Here is a 26,896-nt window from a genome sequence, read left to right as displayed (position 1 = left end):
CTTCGGCCGATGTCAGGTAGGGCGACGGGCCGCGGGGACCTGAGGGGGAACGCCTTGCCGGAAGATCACCCGATCCGTGTTTCGGCCCGCGATCGAGTCCCACCGGCACGGACACCCGCCGAGGTCGAACGCCTGCCGGACCGCTCCGGCCTCCTGCCGCTCTCCTTCGCCCAGCGGCGGTTGTGGTTCCTGGAACGGCTCGGCAGGGTCGGTCACGCCTACCACATGCCGCTCGCCCTCCAGCTCGACGGCCGGCTCGACCGCGACGCGCTGCGGGCGGCCCTGGACGCCCTGGTGGACCGGCACGAGGTCCTGCGTACCCGCATCGTCGCCGACGGCGCGGAGGCGGCCCAACGCATCGACCCGCCCGGGGGCGGGTTCGCCCTCCGGTGCGAGGACCTGACCGGGCACGCCGATCCCGCCGCCGCCCTTGCCGGGCTTCAGGAGGAGGAGAGCACCGCCCCGTTCGACCTGGCGGCCGGTCCGCTGTTCCGCGGTCGTCTGGTCACTCTCGCTCCCGACCGGCACGTCCTGCTGCTGACGATGCACCACATCGTCTCCGACGGCTGGTCGCTGGGAATCCTGACCCGCGAACTCGGGGTGTTGTACACCGCGCACCACCACGGCCAACCCGACCCACTACCACCACTACCCGTCCAATACGCCGACTACGCCGCCTGGCAACGCCACTGGCTCACCGACGGCACCCTCACCCGCCAGGAAACCCACTGGCGACAGATCCTCGCCAACGCACCCACCCTCCTCGAACTACCCACCGACCGACCCCGACCCACCGAACAAGACCACCACGGCAACCACCTCCCCATCACCCTCGACACCACCCTCACCAACGCCCTCAAAACCCTCACCACCCGCCACGGCAGCACCCTCTACATGACCCTCCTCACCGCCTGGGCCATCGTCCTGTCCCGCCTCACCGGACACCACGACCTCATCATCGGCACCCCCACCGCCAACCGCCGCCGCGCCGAACTCGAAAACCTCATCGGCTTCTTCGTCAACACCCTCGCCCTGCGCATCGACCTCACCGGCCAACCCACCACCACCCAACTCCTACACCGCATCCGCGACCTCACCCTCACCACCCTCGACCACCAGGACCTCCCCTTCGAACACGTCGTCGAACACGCCAACCCCACCCGCAACCTCGCCCACACCCCCCTCTTCCAAGTCATGTTCGCCTGGCAGAACAACGAGGACGTGGACCTGGACCTGCCGGGTGTCGAGGTGACCGCCCTGCGTACCCCGTGGACCAGCGCGAAGTTCGACCTCACCCTCTCCCTGGCGGAGCACGACGGACGCATCACGGGCAGCCTCGAATACGCCACGGCACTCTTCGACACCGCCACCGCCGAACGGCACATCCGCTACCTGCGCCACGTCCTCACCCAACTGGTCGAGCACCCCGACCAGCCGATCGACAGGATCACCCTGCTCGATCCGGTGGAGCGCCGCGAACTCCTCGCCGGCTGGAACGACGCGACCGCGTACCCGGTCGAGCGGACGATCCCCGCGCTGTTCGCCCAGCAGGTCGCGGCGACGCCGGACGCGGTGGCGGTGACGTTCGAGGGCACCTCGCTCACGTACCGCGACCTCGACACACGCGCCAACCAACTCGCCCACCACCTACGCGACCACGGCGTACGCCCCGACACCCTCGTCGCGGTCTGCCTGGAACACTCGCCCGAGCTGGTCGTCGCCCTGCTGGCCGTCCTCAAGGCCGGCGGCGCGTACGTTCCACTCGACCCCACCCACCCCGCCGAGCGCCTCACCGACCTGCTCCGCGACACCACACCGGTTGCCGTCCTCGTCCACGCCGCCACCCGCACCACCCTCGACGGCCTCACCACCGCACCCGTCGCCGACCTCGACAACCCACAATGGGCACACCGACCCACCACCAGCCCCGACCCCGGCACCCGACCCGACCACCTCGCCTACGTCATCCACACCTCCGGCTCCACCGGCCGGCCCAAGGGCGTCATGGTCGAGCACGCCAACGTGGTCCGGCTCTTCTCCGCCACGGCGGACTGGTTCGGCTTCGGCCCGGCCAACGTGTGGAGCCTCTTCCACTCCTTCGCGTTCGACTTCTCCGTCTGGGAGATCTGGGGAGCGCTGCTGCACGGCGGCCGGCTGGTGATCGTCCCCCGGCTGACCAGCCGCTCCCCCACCGATTTCCACCGGCTCCTCTGCGACGAGGGCGTGACCGTCCTCAACCAGACGCCCAGCGCGTTCCGCAGCCTCATCGCCGCGCAGGCCGACAGCGAGCGCCGGCACCGGCTGCGTACGGTGATCTTCGGGGGCGAGGCGCTGGACCCGACGATGCTGCGGCCGTGGTACGCGGACCCGCGCAACGGGCGCACCCAGCTGGTCAACATGTACGGCATCACCGAGACGACCGTGCACGTGACCCACCGGCCGTTGACCCCGGCCGACGCCGAACGGCCGGGAGTGAGCCCGATCGGGCGGCCCATCGGGGACCTGCGGCTCTACGTGCTCGACGGGCGGGGAGAACCGGTGCCCCCCGGCGTCGTCGGTGAGCTCTACGTCGGCGGCGCGGGGGTCGCCCGCGGCTACCTCAACCGTCCCGCGCTGACCGCCGAACGCTTCCTGCCCAGCCCGTTCGTCGCCGGGGACCGGCTCTACGCCACCGGTGACCTCGTCCGCCACCGCGCCGACGGCGGCCTCGACTACCTGGGCCGCAACGACGCCCAGGTGCAGATCCGTGGCTACCGCGTCGAGCTGGGCGAGGTCGAGGCCCAGCTGGCGGCCTGTCCCGGCGTACGCGACGCGGTGGTGTCGGTCACGACGGACGCCACTGGTGAGCCGCGCCTGGTCGGCCACTACACCGCGTCGGTGCGCCGGCTGACCGCCGAGGCGCTGCGGACCCGGCTGGCCGGTGTCCTGCCGGAGCACATGGTCCCGGCCGCCTACGTGCGGGTCGCCGAGTGGCCGCTCACGCCCAACGGCAAGCTCGACCGGGGGGCGCTGCCCGCACCCGACGGGACGGCCTTCGCCACCCGGCAGTACACCGAGCCTGTCGGCCCGACCGAGACCGCCCTCGCCGCCATCTGGGCCGAGGTGCTCGGCGTCGAGCGGGTCGGGCGGCACGACAACTTCTTCGCGCTGGGCGGGCACTCGCTGCTCGCCCTGCGGGTGCTGGAGCGGATGCGCCGCCACGGCCTGACCGCCGACGTACGCGCGCTCTTCGCATCGCCGGTCCTGGCCGACCTGGCCGACGCGGTGGCCGCCGGCGCGGACCGGGACGACGTGGCCTCGGAGTCGATCCCGGCCGGCTGCGACCGGATCACTCCGGACCTGCTGCCGCTGGTGGAGCTGAGCCAGCCGGAGATCGACGCGGTCGTCGCGACAGTGTCCGGCGGTGCGCCGAACGTGCAGGACGTCTACCCCCTGGCCCCGGTGCAGGAGGGGATGCTCTTCCACCACCTGATGGCCCGCGACCGTGACCCCTACCTGGTCACCACCGTCCTCCGGTTCGCCGACCGGCACCGGTTGGACCGCTACCGCGCCGCGCTGGAGGCGGTGGTCGCCCGGCACGACGTGCTGCGCACCGGGATCGTGTGGCACGGGATCAACGAGCCGGTGCAGGTGGTGTGGCGCCGGGCGCCTCTGCCGGTGGAGGAGATCCCGCTCGATCCGGCGGGCGACGACCCCGTCCGGCAGCTCCGCGCCCACGTCGACCGGCACTACGGTCGCCTCCCCCTCGACCAGGCACCCCTGCTGCGGCTGCTGGTCGCCCGGGACCCGCGCGACGGCGGGTGGCTGGCCGTGGAGCTGATCCACCACATCGTCGACGACAACACCTCGCTCAAGCAGCTCCGGGCCGAGGTCCGCGCCCACCTGGCCGGCCAGGGCGACCGGCTGCCGCCGCCGCTGCCCTTCCGCGACTTCGTGGCCCGGATCCGGCGCGGCACGGGCCGGGCCGAGCAGGAGAGCTTCTTCCGCCGGATGCTGCGGGACGTCGACAGCCCGACCGTGCCCTTCGGCCTGCGCGACATCCACGGTGACGGGCACACCATGCGGGACGCCCGGGTCTGGCTCGGCCCGGCGCTGACCCGGCGGCTGCGGCAGCGGGCCCAGTCCCTCCAGGTCGGGACGACCAGCCTCTTCCACGTCGCCTGGGGGCAGGTGCTGGCCCGGGCCAGCGGCCGTCGGGACGTGGTCTTCGGCACGGTGCTCTCCGGCCGGATGGACGGCGGCGCGGGCAACGACCGCGTCCTCGGGCCCTTCCTCAACACGCTTCCCCTGCGGGTCACCGTCGACACGACCGGCGCGACGGACTGCGTGCTGCGCACCCACGAGACGCTGACCGGGCTGATCCGGCACGAGCACGCGTCGCTGGCCCTGGCCCAGGCGTGCAGCGCGGTGGCACCGCCGGCCCCGCTCTTCACCGCCCTGCTGAACTACCGGCACGCCGAGGTGCTGGCCGAGTCGGACGTCCCCGCGCCGGATCCCGACGCCGACGACCTGACCTACCTGGCCGCGGAGGAACGCGGCAACTACCCGCTCGCGCTGGACGTCGACGACCTGGGGGACGACGTCGTACTGACGGTCGCCGCCGAGGCGGGGGTGGCGGCCGACCGGGTCTGCGCCATGGTCGAGCGGGCCCTGGAGACGCTGGCCGACGCGCTGGAGCGCACACCGGACGCGGCGGTGGGCGGGCTCGACGTGTTGCCCTCCGCCGAGCGCCGCCGGCTGGTCGAGGACGGCAACGACGCCACGGTGGCGTACCCGCCGGGGCGCTGCGTGCACCACCTCGTCGAGGACCGGGCGGCGCGCGACCCGGACGCGGTGGCCCTCGTGCTCGGCGACGAGCGGCTCAGCTACGGCGAGCTGAACGCGCGGGCCAACCGGTTGGCCCACCACCTTCGCGGGTGGGGCGTCGGGCCGGACCGGCTGGTGGCGATCTGCGTCGAGCGGTCGCTGGACACGGTGGTGGGCCTGCTGGCGGTCCTGAAGGCGGGTGGCGCCTACCTCCCGCTCGACCCGGCGTACCCGGTCGACCGGCTCGCGGCCATGCTGCGCGACAGCACGCCGGTGGCGGCGCTCACCCACGGGCCGGCCCGCGAGCGGCTGCACGCCGCGCTGGCCGGGCTCGACACCCCCGTGGTCGACCTGGACCTCGACGCGGCGGGCTGGGCGGAGCTGCCGGTGACCGATCCGGTCGTCGACGGGTTGGCCGCGCACCACCTGGCGTACGTGATCTACACGTCCGGCACCTCCGGCACGGCCAACGGGGTGCTGGTGGAGCACCGGCAGCTGGTGGCCGTCGCCGCCGCCTGGGAACGCCTCTTCGACCTGCGTCCCGGCCTGGTGCACCTGCAGATGGCGAGCTTCTCCTTCGACGTCTTCACCGCCGACGTGGTGCGGGCGCTCGGCTTCGGCGGGCGGCTGGTGCTCTGCCCGCGTCCGCTGCTGCTGGACAGCGCGGGCCTGCACGACCTGCTGCGCCGGCACGACGTGGACTTCGCCGACTTCGTGCCGGCGGTGCTCAACCCGCTGATGGACCATCTGGGGTCCACCGGCGGAAGCCTCGCCGGGTTGGAGACGGTGGTCTGCGGCTCGGACGCCTGGACGGCGGCGAACGCCGTCCGGCTGCGGGCCCTGTGCGGGCCGCGGGTGCGGATCGTCAACGCGTACGGCGTGACGGAGGCCGCCGTCGACAGCACCTGCCACCTGCTCCCGGCCCACGACCTCGCCGGGCTGACCTGCCTGCCGATCGGCCGGCCGCTGCCGAACGTGCGGGTCTACCTGCTCGACGGCGAGGGCGAGCCGGTCCCCGACGGGGTGGTCGGCGAGATCCACATCGGGGGCGCGGGCGTGGCACGCGGCTACCTGAACCGGCCCGAACTGACCGCGCGGCGCTTCCGCGCCAGCCCGTTCGTGCCGGGAGAACGGCTCTACCGCACGGGTGACCTGGGTCGTCGCCTGCCGGGCGGGGAGATCGAGTTCCTCGGCCGCGACGACTTCCAGGTCAAGATCCGGGGCTTCCGCGTCGAACTCGGCGAGGTCGAGGCACGGTTGGCGGCCGTCGAGGGTGTCCGGGAGGCGGTCGTCGTGGCCCGCCCGGACGCCGCCGGGCACCAGCGGCTCGTCGCGTACGTGCTGGCCGGGGCGGGGCAGGCACCGGACGCCGGACGGTTGCGCGACCGGCTCGCCGGCGAGCTGCCCGATTACATGGTGCCCGCGGCGTACGTCCGGCTGCCCGCGTGGCCGCTGACGCCCAACGGCAAGCTCGACCGGGCGGCGCTACCGGCACCGGACGGGGAGGCCTTCGGGCAGCGCGGCCACGTCGAGCCGGTCGGCCTGCTGGAGACCATGGTCGCCGGCGTCTGGGCCGAGGTGCTGGGCATCGACCGGGTCGGCCGGTACGACGACTTCTTCGCCCTGGGCGGGCACTCGCTGCTCGCCATGCGGCTGGTCTCCAGGCTCCGGCAGCTGCTGGGGCGGGAGGTCTCGCCGGCGGCGCTCTTCGCGGCGCCGGTCCTGGCCGCCTTCGTGGCCCGGCTGACCCCGGACGGCCGCGACGTGCTGCCTCCGATCCGCCCGGTCGACCGGGCCGGTGCGCTGGAGCTCTCCTTCGCGCAGCGGCGGCTGTGGTTCCTGGAACGGCTCGGCGGGCTGGGCCACGCCTACCACATGCCCCTCGCCCTGGAGTTGGCCGGCTGGCTCGACCAGGACGCGCTGCGGGCGGCCCTGGACGCCGTGGTCGACCGGCACGAGGCCCTGCGTACCCGCATCGTCCCCGACGGCTCCGACGTCCACCAGCACGTCGACCCGCCCGGGGCGGGTTTCACCCTGCGCACGCACGACCTCACCGGAGCGCCCGACGCCGCCGCCCGGCTGGCCCGGCTCCAGGAGGAGGAGACGACCGCCTCGTTCGACCTGACCCTCGGCCCACCGATCCGCGGTCGTCTGGTCACTCTCGCTCCCGACCGGCACGTCCTGCTGCTGACGATGCACCACATCGTCTCCGACGGCTGGTCGCTGGGAATCCTGACCCGCGAACTCGGGGTGTTGTACGCCGCACACCACCACGGCCAACCCGACCCACTACCACCACTGCCCGTCCAGTACGCCGACTACGCCGCCTGGCAACGCCACTGGCTCACCGACGGCACCCTGCAACGCCAGGAAACCCACTGGCGACAGATCCTCGCCAACGCACCCACCCTCCTCGAACTACCCACCGACCACCCCCGACCCACCGAACAAGACCACCACGGCAACCACCTCCCCATCACCCTCGACACCACCCTCACCACCGCCCTCAAAACCCTCACCACCCGCCACGGCAGCACCCTCTACATGACCCTCCTCACCGCCTGGGCCATCGTCCTGTCCCGCCTCACCGGACACCACGACCTCATCATCGGCACCCCCACCGCCAACCGCCGCCGCGCCGAACTCGAAAACCTCATCGGCTTCTTCGTCAACACCCTCGCCCTACGCATCGACCTCACCGGCCAACCCACCACCACCCAACTCCTACACCGCATCCGCGACCTCACCCTCACCACCCTCGACCACCAAGACCTCCCCTTCGAACACGTCGTCGAACACGTCAACCCCACCCGCAACCTCGCCCACACCCCCCTCTTCCAAGTCATGTTCGCCTGGCAGAACACCGACGACGGCGAGCTGACCCTCCCCGGCATACGGGTCACCGCTCTGCCGCCGCCCCACACCACCGCCAAGTTCGACCTCACCCTCGCCCTCGCCGAGCACGACGGGCGCATCATCGGCAGCCTCGAATACGCCACGGCACTCTTCGACACCGCCACCGCCGAACGGCACATCCGCCACCTGCGCCACGTCCTCACCCAACTCGTCGAACACCCCGACCAGCCGATCGACAGGATCACCCTGCTCGACGAGCGGGAGCGGGAGCAGGCGCTGCGCCAGGCCGGGCCGTCCCCGGTCGAACGGGGGGTCGCGGCCCGCTTGGCGGAGCAGGTCGCCGCGACGCCGGACGCGGTGGCGGTGACGTTCGAGGGCACCTCGCTCACGTACCGCGACCTCGACACACGCGCCAACCAACTCGCCCACCACCTACGCGACCACGGCGTACGCCCCGACACCCTCGTCGCGGTCTGCCTGCGCAGGTCACCGGAGCTGGTCGTCGCGCTGCTGGCCATCGCCAGGGCCGGCGGGGCGTACCTTCCCCTGGACCCGGCCCACCCCGCCGAGCGGCTGGCCGGCCTGCTCCGCGACACCGCACCGGTCGCCGTCCTCGTCCACGCCGCCACCCGCACCACCCTCGACGGCCTCACCACCACACCCGTCGCCGACCTCGACAACCCACAATGGGCACACCGACCCACCACCAGCCCCGACCCCGGCACCCGACCCGACCACCTCGCCTACGTCATCCACACCTCCGGCTCCACCGGCCGGCCCAAGGGCGTGGCGCAGACCTGGCGCTGCCTGGACAACCTGATCGACTGGCAGCTGCGCTACGCCGCGCCGGGCAGCCCCGCGCCGCAACGCGTGCTCCAGTTCGCCTCGATCGGTTTCGACGTCTCCGTCCAGGAGATCTGGAGCGCCCTCTGCCAGGGCGGCACGCTGGTGCTGATCGGTGAGGAGCTCAGCCGGGACGTGGGCCGGCTGCGCCACGTCCTCGCCGAGCAGGGGGTGCGGCGGGCGTTCCTGCCGGCGGCCGTGCTGCACCAGGTGGCCGGTCTCTCCGGGGCCGTTCCCCCGCTCGCGCCCGGCTGCGAGATCGTCACCGCCGGCGAGGCGCTGCGGGTCAACGACGACGTCCGTGCCCTGGTGGTCGGGCTGGGCGGCCGGTACCTCTACAACCAGTACGGCCCGACCGAGACCCACGTGGTCAGCCAGTTCGCGCTGTCCACCGCGGCGGCGGCCGACTGGCCGGCGCTGCCGCCGATCGGCCGGCCGATCGCCAACGCCCGGCTCTACGTGCTCGACGAGCGGTGGGAGCCGGTGCCGACCGGTGTGCTCGGCGAGCTGTACATCGGCGGCGCCGGCCTGGCCCGCGGCTACCTCAACCGGCCGGCGGCAACCGCGCAGCGGTTCCTGCCCGACCCGTTCGCCGGGCCGGGCGCCCGGATGTACCGCAGCGGCGACCTGGTCCGCCGCCGGGCCGACGGGACCATCGAGTACGTGGGGCGGGCCGACGACCAGGTCAAGGTACGCGGCTTCCGGGTCGAGCCCGGCGAGGTGGAGAGTGCACTGCGGCACGTGCCGGGCGTCCGCGAGGCGGCCGTCCTGCTGCGCGAGGACACGCCCGGCGACCCGCACCTGGTCGGCTACCTGGTCGGCGACGTCACCGCCGAGGTGGCCCGCGAGCGGCTGCGGCGCCGGCTGCCCGAGCACCTGGTGCCGACCCGCTGGGTGGTGCTGGACCGGCTGCCGCTGACCGCCAACGGCAAACTGGACCGGCGGGCCCTGCGCGCGCCGCAGCAGTCCGACGTCAGCACCACCTACGTCGCGCCGCGCGACGATCGGGAAGCCCGGATGGCCGCCATCTGGGCCGAGGTGCTGCGCCGCGACCGGGTCGGCGCGCACGACGACTTCTTCGCGCTGGGCGGCCACTCGCTCCTGGCGACCCGCCTAGTCCACACGATCAACGAGCGGATGTCGGCGCGGCTGTCGCTGCGTACCCTCTTCCAGAAGCCGGTCCTGGCGGACCTGGCGGCGGAGCTGACGGGCCCCGGCTCCCCCGCCGTCGACACCCTCCCGCCGCTCGTCGGAGATCCCGCCGGCCGGCACGAGCCGTTCCCGCTCACCGACATCCAGGAGGCCTACTGGGTGGGTCGCGGCTCCACCATCGAACTCGGCGGGGTCGGCGCGCACGGCTACAGCGAGCTGCGGATCCGCGACTTCGACGAGGAGCGCTTCACCCGCGCGCTGCACCGGCTGATCGACCGCCACGACATGCTCCGCGCGGTCTTCCACGACGGCGCCCAGCGGGTCCTGCCGAGGGTGCCGCGCTACGCGATGGCCCGGCAGGACCTGCGCGGGCTCGACGCGGAGACCGCCGGCCGCCGGCTGGGCGAGACCCGCGAGCGGATGTCGCACCAGTTGCTCGACGCGAGCCGCTGGCCGCTGTTCGAGTTCGCGGTGACGCTGCTCGACGGCGAGACGCGGCTGCACGTCAGCATCGACGCGCTGGTCCTCGACGCGGCCAGCGGGCAGATCCTGGAACACGAGCTGGCGCTGCTCTACGCGGACCCGGACGCCGACCTGCCGCCGCTCGCGGTGACCTTCCGCGACTACGTCTTGGCCGAACGGGCCCTGCGGCGCACCCCGCGCCACGAGCGGGCACTCGACTACTGGCGGGAGCGGGTCGCCACGCTGGCCCCCGCGCCGCAGCTGCCGCTGGAACGCCAGCCGGAGAGCGTCGAACGGCCGCGCTTCACCCGCTACGACGAGACGGTGCCGGCCGAGCGCTGGAGCCGGTTGAAGGCGGCGGCCGGCCGGCACGGGGTGACCCCGTCGGTGTTGCTGGTGACCGCGTTCGCGCAGGTGCTGGCCCGGTGGAGTCGCCAGCCGCGGTTCACGCTGAGCCTGCCGCTGTTCAACCGGCTGCCGCTGCACCCCGGCATCAACGCGGTGATCGGCGACTTCACCTCGCTGGTCCTGCTGGAGGTCGACGTGACCGCCGGGGTCGACTTCGCGACCCGGGCCCGTGCCGTGCAGGAGCAGCTCTGGCAGGACATCGACCATTCGGCGGTGAGCGGCGTACGGGTCAACCGCGAACTCGCCCGCGCCCGGGGCACCCGCCACGCGGCCCTGCCGGTCGTGTTCAACAGCACGCTGACCGAGTCGGCGCCCGAGGTCGGCGACAGCGGCCTCGCGGCGGCGCTCGGCGGTGAGGTCGTGCACGGCATCACCCAGACCCCGCAGGTGTGGATCGACCACACGGTGCTGGAGGCCGGCGGGCGGCTGCACGTCAACTGGGACAGCATCGACGAGCTCTTTCCCGCCGGGCTGGTCGCCGAGATGTTCGCGGCGTACCGGACGCTGCTGGGCCGGCTGGAGGAACCGGACGCCTGGCACACGACGGTGGACGGGGAGGTCGCGCCGCCGGTGCCGGCGGCCCCGCCGTCCGGTCGCGGGCTCCTGCACGAGCTGGTCGACCGGCAGGCGCTGGCGACCCCCACGGCGCCCGCGGTGCTCGCCCCCGACCGGCGGCTGGACTACGCCACGGTGCGCATCGAGGCGCGGCGGCTGGCCGGGCGCATCCAGGAGCACGGTGTCCGTCCCGGCCAGCTCGTCGCGGTGCTGCTGGACCGCGGCTGGAAGCAGGTCGTCGCCACCCTCGCCGTGCTGCACGCCGGGGGCGCGTACCTGCCGCTCGACCCGGACTGGCCGGCGGAGCGGGTGGCCCGGGTGCTGGAGCGGGCCGGGGCGGGACTGGTCCTGGTCGGATCGGACCAGGTGCCCCTACCCGAGGGCGTCGAGCGCCTGGTGGTGGACGCGACCACCGTCGGCGCGGGCGGGCCGGAGCCGAGGCCGGTCGACCTGACGGAGACCGACGTCGCGTACGTGATCTACACGTCGGGATCCACCGGCACGCCGAAGGGGGTGACGATCGACCATCGCGGTGCGGTGAACACGCTCCTCGACGTCACCGGGCGCTTCGGCGTCGGGCCGGCCGACCGGGTCCTGGCCGTAAGCACGCTCAGCTTCGACCTCTCCGTCTTCGACATCTTCGGCACGCTCGCGGTCGGCGCGGCGGTCGTGACGCTCGATGAGGAGCTGGCCCGCGACCCGGCCCACTGGCACGACGTCGCCCGCACCCACCGGGTCAGCGTCTGGAACTCGGTGCCCGCGCTGGCCGGTCTCCTGCTCGACCACGCCGACGCCGGCCACCCGCTGCCCCCGTCGCTGCGGCTGGCGATGCTCTCCGGGGACTGGATCCCGCTCACGCTTCCCGGCCGGCTGCGCAAGGCGCTGCCCGAGATCCGGGTCGAGAGCCTCGGGGGCGCCACCGAGGCGTCGATCTGGTCCATCCACCACCCGGTCGACGAGGTTGACCCGGCCTGGCGCAGCGTCCCCTACGGGCGGGCGCTGGCCCACCAGGGGGTGCACGTGCTGGACGAGGCCCTGCGTCCACGGCCCACCTGGGCCACCGGCGACCTCTACATCAGCGGCGCCGGGCTGGCGCAGGGCTACTGGCGGGACGAGGCGGCCACCGCGGCCGGTTTCGTCGTCCACCCGGTGACCGGTGAACGGCTGTACCGCACCGGCGACCTGGGCCGCCTGCGGCCGGACGGGACGATCGAGTTCCTCGGCCGCGAGGACGGCCAGGTCAAGGTGCACGGCTACCGGATCGAGCTGGGCGAGGTCGAGGCGGCGCTGGAGGGCCACCCGGGGGTACGCGCCGCCGCGCTGCGGCTGCTCGGCCAGGCGCAGGGCGAGAAGCGGCTGGCCGCGTACGTGGTGCCCGCCGGTCCCGCACCCGATCCGGCCGAACTGGTCGCGTACCTGGAGCGGCGGCTGCCGGCGTACATGGTGCCGGCCTCGTTCACCGTCCTCGAGGCGCTGCCACTGTCGGCCAACGGAAAGGTCGACCGCGGCCAGCTGCCCGACCCGGCGCCGGTGGCCGACACCGCCGCCGAGGCGCCGGTGCTCGCCGACCCGGCCGAGAACCGGCTGGTGGGGATCGTCGCCGAGATCCTCGAGCTGCCGGCCGTCGCACCCGACGCCAACCTGCTGCTGCTCGGCGCCACCTCGATCGACATCGTACGGATCGCGAACGCGCTCTCCGGTTCCCTGGGTTTCCGGCCGAAGCTGGCCCGGCTGATGCGCCAGCCGACCCTCGCCGACCTGCTGCGGATGTTCCGCGAGCACAGCGCCGGGCGGGCCGTCGTCGCGACCGCGCAACACGCCACGGTGGTCGAGGACCCGGCCGCCCGCGCCGCGTTCACCGCGGCCGAACGGGGCCGTCGCGAGTTCGCCCCCGACACCCCGGCGCTCCCCCTGGTGGCGCCGGCCGGCCCGGCGTACGACCGGCGCTACACCGACTACCGCTCGGTCCGCCGCTTCGACGCCGACCCGTTGCCGGTCGAGGCGCTCGGCCGCCTGCTGGCCACCCTCTCCCGGCGGGAGGTCGACGGCCGGGCGAAACTCCAGTACGCCTCGGCCGGCGGCACCTACGCCGTGCAGACGTACGTCCTGGTCAAGGCGGGGCGGGTCAGCGGCGTGCCCGGCGGGGCGTACCACCACGATCCGGCGGCGCACCGGCTGCTGGCGCTCGGCCGTGACCGCGAGCTGAGCCCGGACGCCTTCGACTACTTCGTCAACCGGCCGGTCTTCGAGAGCGCCGCGTTCGCGCTCTTCCTGGTGGCGCAGCGCGCGGCCATCGAGCCCCTGTACCAGGAGCAGAGTCAGACGTTCTGCGCCATCGAGGCGGGCGCCATGGCCCAGCTGCTGACGATGGCCGCCCCCGATGTCGGTCTCGGCCTGTGCGGGATCGGGTCGATGGACACCGCCGGGCTGGCCGCCCTCTTCGACCTGGACCCCTCCCACCGGTTGGTCTACGCGCTGGTCGGCGGCAGCCGTCCGGGGGCGGACGCACCCGGTCCCGACGCCGCGACGACCGACACGATCACGGTGGAGCTATGAACGCCTTCGAGCTGCTCGACACGCTCAACCGGCACGCGGTGGGGCTGCGGGTCGACGGCGACCGCCTGCGCCTCACGGGCTCCCGCGAGGTCCTCACGCCCGACCTGCTGGCCGACATCAAGCTGCACAAGGAGGAGCTGGTCGCGATCCTGACCGGCACCGACCCGGACACGATCCCCCGCCGGCCGCGGCCCGCCGCGCCGGTGCCGGTCGCGTACGCCCAACGGCAGCTCTGGTTCCTCGACCAGCTCTCCCCCGGCAACCCCTTCTACAACAACCCCGTCGCGTTCGACATCGTGGGCAGCCTGGACGTGCCGGCGCTGGCCCGCGCCCTGACCGAGGTGGTACGGCGGCACGAGGCGCTGCGTACCGTCTTCGTGCTGGCCGACGGCGAGCCCTGCCAGCTCGTGCGGCCGGCCGCGCCGGTCGCCCTGCCGGTAACGGACCTCACCGCGCTCCCCAGGGCCCAGCGGTCGCGCCGCGCCGACGAGGCCGTCGAGGCCGAGGCGCGGGCACCGTTCGACCTGGCCACCGGTCCGCTGGTACGCGCCGCCCTGCTCCGGCTCGCCGAGGACGAGCACCGCTGGCTGCTCACCGTGCACCACATGGTGGCCGACGGCTGGTCCGTCGGCATCCTGATCGGCGAGGTCGCCGCGCTGTACGGCGCGTACGTGCGGGGTGAGGCCGGGCCGCTGGCCGAGCTGCCCGTGCAGTACCCGGACTACGCGGTGTGGCAGCGCCGGCACCTCGGCGGCGGCGAGCTGGAACGCCAGCTCGGCTACTGGACGCGGGCGCTGGCCGGTGCGCCCGCGCTGCTGGCCCTGCCGACCGACCGGCCCCGGCCGGCGGTGCAGCGCTACCGGGGTGACTGCCACGGCACGAGGGTGGACGCGGCGGCGCTCCGCGGGCTGCGGGAGGTCGGCCGGGCCGGCGACGCGACGCTCTTCATGACGCTCATGGCCGGCCTGTCGGTGCTGCTGTGGCGCTACAGCGGGCAGGACGACGTCTGCGTCGGCACCCCGTTCGCCAACCGCAACCACCGCGACGTGGAGGGCCTGATCGGCCACTTCGTGAACACGGTGGTGATCCGCAACCGGCTGGACCCGGAGCAGTCCTTCGCGGCGCTGCTGGCCGACGTCCGCCGGTACCTGCTCGACGCGTACGCCCATCCCGACCTGCCGTTCGAGCAGCTCGTGGACGCGCTCAACCCGGAACGGCACACCAGCTACTCGCCGCTGTTCCAGGTGATGCTGGTGCTGCAGAACATCCCGCGCGGCCGGCTCGAACTGCCGGGCCTGGTGCTGCGGCCCCTGTCGAGCAGCACCGGCGCGGCGAAGTTCGACCTGTCGGTCGAGGTGATGGAGCACGCCGACGAGCTGCACGTCGTCTTCGAGTACAACACCGACCTCTTCGACGCCACGACGATCGCCCGGCTGGCCGACCACTTCGTGCGTCTGCTCACTCAGGTGGCGGCCGATCCGTCGACGCCGGTCGGCGCGCTGCGGCTGCCCGGCCCGGACGAACGGCACCGCCTGCTGGTCGGGTGGAACCGCACCGCACGACCGCTCACCGGCCCGGCGGACGTGGTCCGGCGAATCGCGGCGCAGGCGCGGCGGCACCCCGACCGGCTCGCCGTGGCCGACGACGACGAGCGGCTCGACTACGCCACGCTGGAGCGGCGGGCCAACCGTCTGGCGCACGCGCTGATCGCCCGGGGCGTACGCCCCGACCAGGTGGTCGGCCTGCACGCGCGCCGCTCGGCCGGGCTGATCGTCGCCATCCTGGGCGTCCTCAAGGCCGGGGCGGCGTACCTGCCGCTGGACCCGGCGCTGCCGCCGGAGCGGCTCGCCGGCATGGTCGCCGACGCCGCACCCGCACTGGTGCTCGGCGACGGCGACCTGGCCGCCGTCGAGGCCGAGGGGCGGCAGGACGGTCCGCCCGGCGTCGTCCCGCACCCGGCGAACCTGGCCTACGTGATCTACACGTCGGGCTCGACCGGTCGTCCCAAGGGTGTCGCGGTCGCCCACGGCAGCGTCGTGAACCTGCTCGACCACTGGGTGTCGCGGCTCGGCACCGCCCCGGGTGAGACGGCGGCGCTCTGGTCGAGCGTCGGCTTCGACGTCTCGGTGCAGGAGATCTTCCTGCCGCTGACCACCGGCGGGGCCCTGCGTCTCGTACCCGATCCGTTGCGCGGCGACCCGGCGGCGCTGATGGGCTGGCTGCGTGCGCACCGTGTCGTCCAGGCCTACCTGCCGCCGGCCTTCGTCCGGTGGATCGACGAGGACCCGGCGGGCCGCCTGGCCGGGCTGACGCTGCGCCACCTGCTGGTCGGGGTCGAACCGCTGCCGGAGCAGGCCCTGCACCGCATCCAGGAGGCCCTGCCCGGCCTGCGGGTCCTCAACGGGTACGGGCCGACCGAGACCACCGTCTACAGCACCGCCTACCTCGACCCGCAGCCCACGGCCCGGCAGTGCCCGATCGGCCGGCCGGTGGCCAACACCCGCGTCTACCTGCTCGACGAGCGGCTGGAGCCGGTGCCGATCGGGGTGACCGGCGAGATCCACATCGGCGGTGCCGGTGTCGCCCGTGGCTACCTGGGCCGGCCGGGTACGACCGCCGAGCGCTTCGTGCCCGACCCGTTCGTGCCCGGCGAACGGGTCTACCGCACCGGCGACCTGGCCCGACTCCTGCCCGACGGGAACATCGAGTACCTCGGCCGCCGGGACGGCCAGGTCAAGATCCGGGGCTTCCGCATCGAGTTGGGCGAGATCGAGGCGGCGCTGCTCGACCGGCCGGACGTACGCGAGGCGGCGGTGCTGGTCGACTCCGACGCCGCCGGTGAGCCGAGGCTGGTCGCCGGGGTCAGCCGGGGCGGGGCGACGCCGTTGCTGGTGAGCGAGTGGCGCGAGGCGCTGTCGCGCCGGTTGCCCGGCTACATGATCCCGTCGTCGTTCGTGGAGCTGCCGCGGCTGCCGCTGACCGCCAACGGCAAGCTCGACCGGGACGAGGTGCTGCGGCTGGCCCGGGCCAACGCGCCCTGGCAGGTCAACCTGGCCAGCCCGCGCGACCAGATCGAGCTGACCCTCTACCAGATCTGGAAGCGGTTGCTGCTCCATCCGGAGATCGGCATCAGCGACCGGTTCTTCGACGTGGGCGGCACCTCGATCTCGGCGATCAAGCTGGCCCACGCGATCGGCGAGGCGTTCGGCGAGACGCTGCCGGTCCACGAGATCATGCTGCACCCGACGATCGAGGCGCTCGGTGGCCGGCTGCGGCGGGGCGCGGCGGGCCGGCCGCCGAGCAACCTGATCGGGTTCCGGGCGGGCGACGGCGCGGGCCGGGTGATCTGCGTGCACCCGGCCGGCGGCACCGCGTTCTGCTACCTGTCGCTGGCCAAGGCGCTGCCGGAGTCACTCGGCGTGTACGGGATCCAGTCCCCGGGGGTGAACCCGGGCGAGGAGTTCCTGCCCACGGTCGAGGCGATGGCCGAGGCGTACCTGCGGCAGGTCGCGCACCTGCTGGACGGTCCGGTGGTGCTCACCGGGCTCTCCTACGGCGGTCTGGTCGCGTACGAGATGGGACGCCGGCTGGCCCTCGCCGGGCATCCCGGGTTGAGCGTGGTCCTGCTGGACACCCTGGGCACCGACGACCCGGCCCACCGCGCCGCGATCGAGCCGGTGGACATGGCCGAGTTCCGCGACAAGCTCATCAAGTTCAACGGGATGTACCCGGGCATCGACGACGAGCAGATCGACCAGTACCACCGCGTCTACAACCACAACCGGTCGACCATGCGCGACTACCCGACCCCGGCGTCACCGGCCCGGTTGGTGCTGTTGCAGGCCACCGCCGGGCGGGAGGAGGCGTTCCTGCGCGAGGTGCGCGCCTTCTGGCGTCGTCGCGGCGACGCCGACTTCCTGCTGGAGCGGGTGCACTGCGACCACTGGGACATCCTGGAGAGCGCGGTGGTGCTGCGGGTCGCCGCGCTGCTGCGCGGCGAGGTGGACCGGATCCGGGACGCCCGTGCGACGACGCCGGCCGTGCGGGAGGCGTGATGGCAGACGGTCCCGGTCTCGCCCACGCGGTGCTCGCCCAGGCCCGCCGTACCCCCGACGCGGTCGCGGTGGTCGACGGCGACCGACGCCTCAGCTACGCCGAACTGGACGCCGCCAGCGCGGCGGCGGCCCGGTCCCTGCGCCGGGCCGGTGCCCGGCCGGGTCAGGCGGTCGCGGTCCACCTGCCACGCGGCTGGCAGTTGGTCTGCGTCATGCTCGGCATCCTCCGGCTCGGCGCGACCGTGGTGCCGCTGGACCGGCAGAGCCCACCCGGGCGCCGGGGGCACATGCTGCGCGACTCGGCCGCCGTGGCGGTGGTCCACGGCCCGGACGCGCCCGGCGACCTCCCCGACGGGGTCCGGCCGCTGCCGGCGGAGGCGCTGTTCCCGGTGGACGCCCCACCCGACGCGGACGGGGAGACGGCACCGGAGATCACGCCCGCGCCGGTCGCGTTCGTCTTCTACACCTCGGGCACCACGGGTCGCCCCAAGGGCGTGGAGGTGCGCGACGCGGGCATCCTGCGGCTGGCCCGGCCCGGCTACCTCGAACTGGCCGGGGCGGCCCGCTACGCGAGCCTCGCCAACCCGGCGTTCGACGCGATCAGCTTCGAGGTCTGGGTGCCGCTGCTGACCGGCGGCTGCTGTGTCGTCCTCGACGACGAGACGGTGGCGACGCCGCACCAGCTCGACGCCGCGCTGCGCCGGGAGCGCATCGACACGCTCTTCATCACGGTGGCGCTGTTCAACGCGGTGGTCGACGAGCTGCCGCACTGCTTCGCCGGGGTCGGGCAGGTGCTGGTCGGCGGCGAGCAGCTCAACGCCCGGCTGATCCGCCGGTGGTACCGCGACAACGCCGCCAGCCGCACCCGGCTGCACAACGTGTACGGGCCCACCGAGGCGACCACGTTCGCCCTGTGCCATCCGATTCCGCGCGACTTCGACGCGGAGGTGGTGCCGATCGGCCGGGTGCTGCCCGGCACCGACGCGCACCTGGTGGTCGACGGCGTCCGCCTCGCCGAGCCGGGCGAGGTCGCCGAGCTCCACCTCGGTGGCGAGGCGCTGGCGGCCGGCTACCGCAACCTGCCCGAGGAGACCGCCGCCCGCTTCGTCCGGCTGCCCTGGCTGGACGGTTCCGCCCACCGCCACTACCGCACCGGCGACCTCGTGCGCGCCGACGCCGCCGGCCGGATCGAGTACGTCGGGCGGGTCGACCGGCAGGTCAAGGTCCGGGGCTTCCGGGTCGAGCCCGGCGAGGTGGAGCGGCAGATCCTCGCCCACCCGGCGGTGCGGCAGGCGTACGTGTGCACCCGGCGGGACCCGGTGCACGGCACGAACGAGCTGCTCGCGTACCTGGTGCCGGCCGCCGACCTCACGTACGCGGAGTTCGACCGGCACCTGGCCGCGACGCTGCCGCCGTACCTGCGCCCGCACCGGGTCCACCGGGTCGGGGCGCTGCCGCTGACCGCGAACGGCAAGGTGGACTCCGCCGCGCTGCTGCGACGCGACGACCCGCCCTGGCGCGACGGTGACAACACCGACGCGCCCACCACGGCGTGGCAGCGCACGGTGCTCGGGTTGGCCGCCGAGGTGCTGGGGGTGCCGCAGCTGCGACCGGACGACCGGTGGATCGCCAGCGGCGGGGACTCGCTGAAGGCGCTGCGGCTGCGCTTCGAGATCCAGCGGCGCTGGGGCGGCGAGGTGCCGCAGACGGTGGTGCTGGGCGGCGACCTCGCCGAGCTGGCCGCGGCGATCGACACGGCCCGGACCCGGTCCACGAGCGGGTCGCCGTACCCGCCGCCGGATCCGCCGACCGGAGCCCGGTCCGCGCCGGCCACCTCGGAGCAGCAGCGGCTCTGGCTGCTCCAGCAACGGTCGCCGGCGTCCACCGCCTACCACGTGGGGCTCGCCTTCGAGCTGCGGGGCCGGGTCGACGTCGGCGCGCTGCGGCAGGCACTGCGCCGGGCCGTGGCCCGACACGCGGCGTTGCGGACCGCGTTCCGGGCCACGCCGGAGGGGCTGCGCCAGGTGGTGGCCGAGCCCTACGACCCGTGGCACGAGCCCGCCGGAGAAGGCGACGCGGCCGGCTGGCGGGAGCGGGCCCGCGCCCTCTTCGCCGTCCCGTTCGACCTCGGGCAGCCGCGCCTGCTGCGGGTCCACTGGCTGGCCCGCGACGACGGCGGGGTGTTGCTGCTGCACCTGCACCACATCGCCGTCGACGGCTGGTCGCTCGACGTCCTGTTCCGGGAACTGTCCGCCGAGTACGCGGCGGCGCTGGACGGCACGACCGTGGCCGGGGGCGAGCCCGTCGCGACCCCGCTGGACTACGCCCGGTGGCAGGCCGACTGGTTCGCCCGACCGGCCTATCGGGCGCAGCGCGCCGCCCTGCGCGGCCACTACGCCGCCGTGGACGAGGTCGCCGCGCCGCTGCGGCCGATCCGGGAACGCACCGGCACCGGGGATCACCTGCTCCGGACCTCGATCGACGCGGCGCGCCGCAGCGCCCTCGACCGGTTCGGCGCCGAGCTGGGACTGACCCGCTTCCCGGTGCTGCTGACGCTCTTCGGCTGGGCGGTGCACGGGGTGACCGGCCGCACCCATCCGCGCGTCGCCAGCCCGGTGGCGAACCGTCCGGTGCGGGACTTCGCGGCCAGCGTCGGCATGTTCGCCAACACGGTGCTGCTGCCGCTGGCGCTGGCGCCCCACGAGGAGCTGCGGGCGCAGGTGCGGCGACAGGCCGCCGCCGTACGCGCGGTGCTCGACGCCCAGGACGTGGCGCTCGCGCACGCCGTCGCCGACCACGACTTCGGCACCGACGCGCCGCTGTTCGACTTCCTCTTCGTCCTCGACAACACCGACTTCTCCGCGCTGGCGCTGCCCGGCTGCGCGTCCCGCCCGGTCTGGCTGGCCCCGACCGAGGCCAAGTGCCCGCTCACCCTCTCGGTCGTCGAGCACGAGACCGGCTTCGACTGCCTCTGGGAGTACGCCGACGACCACTTCGACGCCGCCGAGGTGGCCGCCGTGGCCGACCTGTTCCGGCGGGGCCTGGACGCGTTGACCGGCAACGGCCCGGGCACGCTCGCCGAGCTGGTGCGGCCCTACCGCAGCGGGCTGCCCGAGGCGGGCCGGGGTCGGCGTACCGCGGTGGACTTCCCGACGGTGGCCGAGGCCTTCGCCCGGCGGGTACGGGCGGAGCCGACCGCTACCGCCCTGGTCGCCGGTGACCGCCGCCTCAGCTACGCCGACCTCGACGGGTACGCCTCGGCACTCGCCGCCGAGCTGGCGGGGCACGAGCCGGCGTCGACCGGCGGCCGGCACAGCGTCGCCCTGTTCTTCGAACCATCGGTGGAACACGTGGTCGCACTGCTGGCCGCGGCCCGGCTCAACCTCACCGTCGTGCCGCTCGACCGGGCGTACCCGCCGGCGTTGCTGCGCCAGGTGCTCGGCCAGGTCGAGCCGCGCTGCGTGCTGCTGGCGCCCGGCGACGAGCCCGCCCTCGACGTGATCGACGAGGGCCGCCACCCCCGCCATCCGGTGTTCCTGTCCCCCTCGGCCGCACCCGTCGCGCCCTCGTACGCCGGCCGCCCGCTGTACACGCTCTTCACCTCGGGCTCGACCGGCACGCCCAAGGGCGTCCAGGTCGGCGACGCCCTGCTGGTCAACCTGTTGCGGTGGCAGAGCGACGCCGGCGGCCTGGCGGACCAGGCGGCGACCCTCCAGTTCTCCATGCTCTCCTTCGACGTCTCCTTCCAGGAGATCTTCGGCACGCTCTGTGGCGGCGGTACCCTGCACCTGCCCCGGCGCGGGTGGCGCCAGGACATGCCGGCGTTGCTGGAGCACCTCGACGCCGCCGGCATCGAGCGGATCTTCCTGCCGTACGTCGCCCTGCAACTCCTCGCCGAGCACGGGGTACGCCTCGGCCGGTACCCGTCGCGGCTGCGGGAGGTGGTCACCGCCGGCGAGCAGTTGATCTGCACCGACAGCATCCGCCGCTGGTTCGCCGGGCTGCCCGGCGCACGCCTGTTCAACCACTACGGCCCGACCGAGACGCACGTGGTCAGCGGCCTGTGCCTGGACGGTGACCCGGCCGCCTGGCCGACCCGCCCCGCCATCGGCCGCCCGGTCGCCAACACGTGGCTGCGGGTGGTGGACGAGGCCGACGAGGCCGTGCCGCCGGACTGCCCCGGGCAGTTGTTGATCGGCGGGGAACTGGTCGCGCCCTGCTACCTGGACGATCCGGCGCTCGACCGGGCCCGCTTCGTCGAGCTGCCCGGTCTCGGCTGGTTCTTCCGCAGCGGCGACCAGGCCCGGTTCGACCGGGACGGCCTGCTGCACTATCTGGGCCGCGACGACCAGCAGGTGAAGGTGAGCGGTCACCGACTTGAGCTGGGCCAGGTCGAGGCGGCGCTGCTGACGCATCCGGCGGTCGTCAACGCCGTGGTGGTCCACGACCGCCCGCACCTGGTCGCCTGTCTGGAGTTCCGGGCGGGCGCACCGGCCCCGGAGGAACTGACCGGCCATCTCGCGTCGCTCCTGCCCGCGTATGTGCGGGTGGACCGGTTCCGGTGGCTGGCGGAGTTGCCGCGTACCGCCAGCGGGAAGCTGGACCGCCGCCGCGCGCTGACCGCGCCGGGCGAGGAGTTGCGGCCACGCGCCGCCGCGCCGGCACCGGTCATGTCGGACCTGGAAGCGCGGCTGGCCGGGCTCTTCGCGGAGGTCGTCGGAACCCCGATCGAACCGGATCGACGCTTCTTCGACCACGGCGCGGGCAGCCTGGATCTGATGCGCTTCCACCTGCGCTGCGCCGCCGAGGGGCTGCCGCTGACCATCCCCGACCTCTTCGAGCACGTCACCATCCGCCGCCTGGCCCGGTTCCTCACCGGGCAGCAGGCGGACGAGACGACGGCGAACGGGCAGGGCCGGGCCGCGGCGAGCGGGCAGGGCCGGGCCGCGGCGAGCGGGCGGGACGGGGCCGTTCCGGGCCCGGCGGACGAGCCGGTCGCCGTGGTCGGGATGGCCGTCCGGCTGCCCGGCGCGACCGACCTGGCCGCCTTCTGGGCGATGGTGGAGGCCGGCGGCCGTGGCATCGAGCACTTCGACGCCGCCGACGGCCTGGTCGGTGCGCGCAGCCAGCTGGCCGGGCCGCTCGGCTTCGACCCCGGGCACTTCGGCATCAGCCGGCAGGAGGCGCGGCTGATGGATCCGCAGCAGCGGCATCTGCTGATGAGCTGTGTCGAGGCGTTGGCGCACGCCGGCATCGCCGATCCCGCCGGGCAGCGCGTCGGTCTGCTCGCCAGTTGCGGCGAGAACACCTACTTCCAGACGATGCTGCGCGAGGCCGACCAGACGCGGCTGCCGGATTCCTTCCAGTTGGCGCTGCACCACGAGAAGGACTTCCTCGCCACGAAGGTCGCCTACCATTTGCGCCTGACCGGGCCGGCCTTCACCGTGCAGGCGGCCTGTGCGAGCTCGTTGGTGGCGGTCCACGTCGCGGCCGGGCTGCTGCGCCAGGGCGACAGCGACGTGATGCTGGTCGGCGGCGTGCTGGTGGATCCGCTGCTGGCCGGCGGCTACCGCTACCAGCCGCAGCACATCTTCTCCCCGGACGGGCACTGCCGGCCGTTCAGCGACGACGCCGGCGGCACCGTCGGCGCCAGCGGGGTGGGTGTGGTGGTGCTCAAGCCCCTGCGGTCGGCCCGGCGCGACGGCGACACCGTCTACGCGGTGATCACCGGGTCGGCCGTCAACAACGACGGCGCGCAGAAGCTCGGCTACGCCGCGCCGTCGGTCACCGGCCAGCGTGAGGTGATCCGGGCCGCGCTGCGCCGCAGCGGCCGGGTCGGCGGCGACCTGGGGTACGTCGAGGCGCACGGCACCGCCACGGAGCTGGGCGACCCGGTGGAGGTGACGGCACTGCGCCAGGCGTTCGACCTGGCCGGCTCCGGCCGCACCGCGCTGGCCTCGGTGAAGAGCCAGATCGGTCACCTCGGCGCGGCGGCCGGGGTGGTCGGCCTGGTACGCGCCGTGCTGGCGGTGCACCACGGGCTGATCCCGCCGAACGTCGACTTCCGTCGGCTCAACCCACGGCTGGGCCCCGATCCGGCCCCGTTCTACGTCCCCACGAAGGCCCGGCCCTGGCCGGTGGACCGGCCGCGCGTGGCGGCGGTGAGCAGCTTCGGCATCGGCGGTACCAACGCCCACCTGGTCTGCGAGGCGGCCGAGCCGGTCGGCACCGGATCGACGCCGCCGCCGGGCTCCGGCGTGCCGGTGGTGGTGCTCGCCAGCGGCAGCGCCGCCGGCCTGCGCGCCGACGCCGACCGGATCGCCGACTACCTCACGGCCCGGCCCGAGGCCTACCGGCAGGTGCTGCGCCACCTCCAGGCCGGCCGGTCGCCGGGTCGCTGGCGGGCGGCCACCGTCTGCGGCGACGTGGCCGCCGCCGTGGCCTGGCTGCGCACCGCGACCGCCGTCGAGGTCGCCCCCGTCGAGGCGACGCTCATCGCGGTCGCCGGCCCGGTCGGTACGCGGCCGGCGGCCGAGCTCGTCACCGCCTGGCTGGCCGGGCACCCGATCCGGTGGCCGGCCGGGCCGGCGCAGCCGCCCTGGGACTTCCCGCCGCCGGCGTTCGCGCTCGTCGACCACGACTTCGCCCGCGCCTCTCCGCCGTCCGGGGCGACGTCGTCCGCGACCGGGGCGACGCCACCGGCCGAGGCGGCATCGGCGGCAACGCCGGCCGATCAGCGGTGGCCGGCGCGGCTGCCCGAGGCGCAGTGGTTGCACCAACCGCACTGGGTGCGCTGGCGGCACGCGGGGACCGACCCGGGCTCCCGCCGTCCGGCGACGCTCGTGATCATGGCGGCGGAGCCACCGTCGCCGGTCGCGCTCCGCGCGTTCGCGGCGTCCCACGCCCGGGTGGTGGCCGTCACCGCCGCGGACGGCTTCGCCCGGCTCGGACCGGACAGCTACCAGGTGGACCCGGCCGACCCGGGCTCGCTACGCCGGCTGCTCGACGCGCTCACCGACGCCGCCTCCCCGGCCGGAGCCGGGCACGGTGGGGTCGAGTGGCTGCACGCGCTGCCGCTGGCCGTCGACGGACCGGTCGACGCGGAGACGCTGGCCCACTCGTACCGGGCCTGCGTCGACACCCCGGCGGCGCTGCTGGCGGCCGTCGCCGGGCTGCCCCACCGGCCCCGGCTGCGCGCCTGGTGGCTGTCGCACCAGGCGCAGCCCGTGGTCGGCGACGTGCACCGGCCGGAGCTGGGCCTGCTCGCCGGGGTGTGCGAGGTCGCACCCCAGGAGAGCGCCGTCGAGAGCCACTGGTTGGACCTGCCGGGACCCGACCCGGCGGACTGGGCGCCGACGCTCGCGGCGCTGCTGGCGCAGGAGACACCGCCGCCCCGGCGACTCGCGCTGCGCGACGGCTACTGGTGGGAACAGGCGCTGTTACCGGTACGCCCGCCGACCGCGCCGACGCGTCCGCTGCCGCCCGGCCCGGCCGTGTACGTGGTCCTGGGGGGCACCGGTGGTATCGGCGGCAGCATCGCGGCCTGGCTGCTGGAACAGGGCGACTGCCGGGTGATCCTGCTGGCGCGGCGCGGGCTGCTGCCGCCCGGGCTGACGCGCTGGGCCGATCGCGTCGACCTCGTCGAGGCGGACCTGGCCGAGATCGGTCCCGACGAGCTGATGGCACGGCTCGACGCCCGGACCGGACGGGTCGACGGGGTGGTCCACGCCGCGGGGATCGCGGCCGGCGGGTTGATCAGCCGACGGGACGCCACCGCGATGCGCCGGGCCACGGCGGGCCGGACCCACGGCGCGCTGCTCGTGGAGCAACTGGTCGCGCGCCACCGGCCGGCCTTCGCCGTCTACTGCTCGTCGATGTCGGCGCAGCTCGGCGGCGTCGGCCAGCTCGACTACGCCGCCAGCAACGGGCTGCTCGACGCCTTCGCCCGGCACCGGGCGACGGGGAACGACACCACGCTGCGGATCTGCGTCGACTGGGACGTCTGGAACGAGGTGGGCCTGGCCCGGGACGCCCTGCCCACCGACGCCCGGCACCGGGCGCACCTGACGGTCGGCCTCCGCGTGGACGAGGGGCGACGACTCTTCGCGCAGGCCCTGCGGCTGCGGCTGCCGCACCTGCTCGTCTGCACCACCGCGCTGGAGCGGGCGCGGGAGTTCTACTCGCCACCGGCCGGCACGCAGGTCGCGGCGCCCGCCGTGCTGCCCCCGTCGGCCGCCGACCAGGTCGGCGGATGGCTCTGCGACTGGCTGGGCACCGAACGGATCGACCCGGCCGCCTCCCTGTACGACCTGGGCGCCGACTCGCTGCTGATGCTGGACCTGATCGACCAGGCCAAGGAGCACTTCGGCGTCAGCCTCAGCCTGTCCCAGCTGAGCCACCGGGTGAGCCTGGCCGAGGTGCTGGGGCTCCTCGGCGAGCCGGTCCGTCACGACGAGCCCGCCGGGCCCGCCGTGGCGGTGGAGGTCTGGCAGACCGGCCGGGGGCGTTCGGTGCTCTGCCTCGTCCACCCGGTCGGGGGCGACGTCCAGGCGTACCGGCCGCTGGTGTCGGCACTCGACCCGGCGCTCACGGTCTGCGTCATCGCCGATCCCGCCCTGGCCCGCCCCGGGCAGCAGGCCTGGTCGCTCGCGGAGCGGGCCGCGCGGTACCACGCCGCGCTGCGGGACCGGTTCCCTCCCGACGAGTGGCGCTGGCGGCTCGCCGGGTGGTCGTTCGGCGCCTGGGTGGCGCTCGGGATGGCGGCGGAGGCCGAGTCGGCCGGCCAGCCGGCGGACGAGCTCTACCTGCTCGACCCGCCACCGCCGGACGCCGCGCCGGCCTTCGAGGCGTACGACGAGGAGCGGCTCGCCGCGCTCTTCGCCCACGAGCTGGGGGCGGCGACCGGCGCGGACACCCCGGCTTCGGCGTACGTGGACGCGCTGGCGCGCTGCTGCCGGGCCAACCTGGCGAGCATGGCGCGGCACGCCCTGCCCCGGCTGGCGGGTACGCCCGGCCGGCTCTGGCTGGCGGGCCGCCCGACGGCCGGTCTGCCGGCGCTCGGTACGCCGCAGGAGCAGGCCCGGCAGTGGCGGACGCACCTGGCCGGGCTCGCGTGGCAGCTCGTCGACACCACCCACTACGGCATCGTCGGGACGCCGAACGCCCGGGCCGTGGCCGAGACCATCAACGAGGCGGTGAGCTGA

3 protein-coding genes are annotated in these 26,896 nt (G+C 74.5%); all 3 read left to right on the top strand.

Annotation, left to right across the window (positions count from 1 at the left end):
* Nucleotides 1–54: 54 nt before the first annotated feature.
* The 3 genes from AB0D32_RS13515 to AB0D32_RS13505 are packed head-to-tail and all read left to right on the top strand — an operon-like array spanning nt 55 to nt 26,896.
* Nucleotides 55–13,638, top strand: coding sequence for an amino acid adenylation domain-containing protein (locus AB0D32_RS13515; RefSeq protein WP_357088984.1), 13,584 nt, complete (start codon nt 55–57; stop codon nt 13,636–13,638).
* Complete coding sequence (locus tag AB0D32_RS13510) at nt 13,635–17,693, top strand: amino acid adenylation domain-containing protein (RefSeq protein WP_357088982.1); 4,059 nt, start codon at nt 13,635–13,637, stop codon at nt 17,691–17,693. Before AB0D32_RS13515 ends, AB0D32_RS13510 begins: the two co-directional genes overlap by 4 nt.
* Nucleotides 17,693–26,896 carry an amino acid adenylation domain-containing protein gene (locus AB0D32_RS13505; protein ID WP_357088979.1) on the top strand — a complete coding sequence of 3,068 codons (9,204 nt, stop codon included), beginning with the start codon at nt 17,693–17,695 and terminating at the stop codon, nt 26,894–26,896. Before AB0D32_RS13510 ends, AB0D32_RS13505 begins: the two co-directional genes overlap by 1 nt.

Source organism: Micromonospora sp. NPDC048170, from assembly GCF_040652795.1.
Taxonomy (GTDB): Bacteria; Actinomycetota; Actinomycetes; order Mycobacteriales; family Micromonosporaceae; genus Micromonospora.
This window is presented reverse-complemented; position numbering and strand designations above follow the sequence as displayed.

Excerpts from the sequence above, each read along its gene's own strand:
- AB0D32_RS13510 (WP_357088982.1), top strand. The coding sequence starts at position 13,635 with ATGAACGCCTTCGAGCTGCTCGACACGCTCAACCGGCACGCGGTGGGG.
- AB0D32_RS13505 (WP_357088979.1), top strand. The coding sequence starts at position 17,693 with ATGGCAGACGGTCCCGGTCTCGCCCACGCGGTGCTCGCCCAGGCCCGC.